Source organism: uncultured Corynebacterium sp. (genome assembly GCF_947253065.1).
Classification (GTDB): Bacteria; Actinomycetota; Actinomycetes; order Mycobacteriales; family Mycobacteriaceae; genus Corynebacterium.
The window spans coordinates 1-2,927 of record NZ_CAMXWS010000080.1 but is presented as its reverse complement, the minus strand read 5'-3'; the positions used below and the strand labels follow the sequence as shown (position 1 = coordinate 2,927).

At 60.0% G+C, this 2,927-nt stretch carries 3 protein-coding genes; 2 read left to right on the top strand and 1 reads right to left on the bottom strand.

Annotated elements, in window-relative coordinates; all coding sequences use genetic code 11:
* The first annotated feature begins 109 nt into the window (after positions 1 to 109).
* Positions 110 to 811, top strand: coding sequence for a DUF3043 domain-containing protein (locus Q0X21_RS10270; RefSeq protein ID WP_102723902.1), 702 nt, complete (start codon positions 110 to 112; stop codon positions 809 to 811).
* An 8-nt stretch (positions 812 to 819) separates the two neighbouring features.
* Complete coding sequence (locus Q0X21_RS10265; protein ID WP_257997277.1) at positions 820 to 1,836, top strand: nicotinate-nucleotide--dimethylbenzimidazole phosphoribosyltransferase; 1,017 nt, start codon at positions 820 to 822, stop codon at positions 1,834 to 1,836.
* A gap of 15 nt (positions 1,837 to 1,851) precedes the next feature.
* On the opposite strand, the gene Q0X21_RS10260 is transcribed toward Q0X21_RS10265, so the two are convergent.
* Positions 1,852 to 2,927 (bottom strand): branched-chain amino acid aminotransferase (locus Q0X21_RS10260; protein ID WP_297851765.1); only part of this gene is annotated, 1,076 nt, incomplete at its 5' end.

The window sequence follows — 2,927 nt, the reverse complement described above, 5'->3', positions numbered from 1 at the left end:
ATGCTAGTCCACCCTAACTTGTCCAGGTGAGACCCCTTTGTACCCCATAACGCACCCGCCTCTGCCCCATATTCCCAACCGGGTGAATTGATTTTGTAGCCTAGAGGGCGTGAAACTTCCCTGGCAGAAATCTGATGCGCCCAAGGCGCCCGCAAGCACGAGCTCTTCTACCGCTGAGCCCACTACGACTAGCGAGCCGGAGAAGAAGTTGCCGAAGGGTTACACCCCGCCGAAGGGTCGCCCGACGCCGAAGCGCCATGAGCAGGAGATTAAGCGTGGCGTCGTGCGTGATCCGAATGCAATGAGCCGGGCTCAAGCTGCTCAGAAACGCAAGGAAATGAAAGCTTCCATGTCCAAAGAGGAGTGGAAGGAATACAAGAAGCAGGAACGCGCTGAGCGTCGTGCTCAGAATAGGGACATCCAGGCGAAGATGGATGCCGGCGATGAGCGCTACTTGCTCGACCGCGACAAGGGCGAGGTCCGCCGCTATGTACGTGACTGGGTTGATTCCAGGCGTTTCCTGTCCAACTTTGTCATGCCGGGCGCGCTTGTCCTCCTGGTAATCATGCTGTTGGGCCAGTTCTTCCCAGATGTCGCTGCGGTGTTGTCTGTGGCTGCGATGGTGTTCATCCTGGCCACGTTCGCGGAAGGCATCTTCATTGGCAAGCGCGCAAACAAGGCGGTGCGCGCCAAGTTCCCGGATTCCACGGAGACTGGTTTCGGCTTGGGTATGTATGCTTTCTTGCGCGCTTCCCAGCCGCGTAACTGGCGTACGCCGAAACCGCAGGTTGCTATCGGCGACAACGTCTAGGACCCACCGTGCGTTTCACTGACGGCTTCACTTTTCCTCCGGTCCCCTCCCCTGACCTGTCCGCGCAGGCTCAGGTGAGGGAGGCGATGACGCTCAACCCGCGGGCCGCGTCGTTTGGGCGTTTGGCCAGTATCGGTGCGTGGATGGCTGGGTGTCAGGGTGAGGCTCCTCCACGCCCAATCACAACGTCACGTGTCATCATTTTCGCGGGTGATCACGGTGTCGCCGAGCGCGGTGTTTCGGCATTCACGCCGGAAGCGTCCATCGTCCAGGCACAGGAGATCAGCTCCGGTGCGGCCCCCGTCAACACGTTGGCACAGCGCGTAGACGCTTCCGTGCACCTCGTTGATGTGAGCCTGAAGCATGATGCCGCTGCCATTCGCGCTGGTTCCGGCCAGATTGATGTCGCCGATGCCATGACGCAAGAAGAGTTCTTCGCCGCCTCTGAGCTCGGTGCCGCCACGGCGGATCGGGAGATTGACTCTGGAGTTGACCTGTTAGTCGCCGGTGACCTCGGCGTGGCTAACACGACGGTGGCGGCCGCCGTTCTGGGCACGCTCACATTCACCGAACCAGTTGTCGCGGTGGGGCGTGGCAGCGGAATCAATGATGAAGTGTGGAAGGTCAAGGTGTCCGCGGTGCGCGATGCGATGTTCCGCGCGCGCGGTTTCCACAATGATGTTGCCCGCGTTCTGCAGGCTATTTCCGCGCCAGATTTCGTTGCGCTGACCGCATTCATTGCGCAGTGCGCGGTGCGGCGTACGCCCGTGCTTATCGACGGCGCCTATACCGCCCTCGCCGCCTACGTCGCCGAGCGCGTCGCCCCAGGCACCAAGCAGTGGCTTATAGCGGGACAGGCCAGTCCCGAACCGTGTACCACTATTTGTCTGCAAGCACTGGACCTCACACCGGTGGCCACACTCAACATGTCCACCGGCCAAGGTGCAGGTGCTGCGGCCGTTCTGCCGCTGATCATCTCTGCCGTTGAGTTGGTCGGCGATGAGATGCGCAGCCAAACCGCCTAGCCATGCTGACTAGATTTAGTTAGAAGGAACGAGGGTGTGCAGCCACCCGTGGGTGTCTTCGAACTCACCACGCTGGATAGACGTCAGGCGCTCACGCATCTTCATGGTGATGTTCCCTGCCTCGTTGCCGTTGATGGTGAAGTCAACGTTATTGCCCACAACGTGCCCAACCGGGGTGACCACCGCAGCGGTACCGCACGCCATGGTTTCGGTCATAGCGCCGGAGGCAACATCGTTTTTCCAGTCCTCAACAGAAATGCGGGCTTCTTCGGTGGCGTAACCAAGATCCTTCGCAACCTGAAGTAGCGACTGACGAGTAATGCCTGGCAGCAGAGAGCCGGACAGAGCCGGGGTGACCACCTTGGCGTCATCGCCGGAGCCGTAGACGAACATGAGGTTCATGCCGCCCATTTCCTCAATATATTTGCGGTCAATCGCATCGAGCCACACAACTTGGTCGCAGCCCTTGTCTTCCGCCTGCGCCTGAGCAAGCAGTGATGCTGCGTAATTACCAGCGAACTTGGCAGCACCGGTTCCTCCCGGCGCGGCACGAACATAATCTTCACTGATCCACACCTTGACGGGACTCACACCACCGGAGAAATATGCACCGGCGGGCGAAGCGATGAGGATGTAGGTGTAGCTGTCCGACGGGTGTACACCCAGACCGACCTGCGTGGAGATCATAAAGGGGCGCAGGTACAGCGATGCTTCCCCACCTGCAGCGGGCACCCAGTCCTGGTCGATGTCCACGAGCTGACGCAGGGATTCAATAAACACATCCTCCGGCAGCTCCGGCATGGCCAAGCGCTCTGCAGACCTCTGCATGCGCTGAGCATTCTGCTCCGGGCGGAAGGTCACAATGGCGCCGTCGGCATGGCGGTAAGCCTTCAGGCCTTCAAAGATGGCCTGGCCGTAGTGCAACACCATGCTGGCCGGATCAAAAGAAAGGTTTTCATAGGGGCGGACCTGTGCGTTGTGCCAGCCCTTGTCTTGGGTCCAGTCAATGCTGACCATGTGGTCGGTGAACTGCCTACCAAACGCAGGGTTGGCAAGGATAGCGGCGCGCTCTTCAGCGGTGGCCGGGTTTT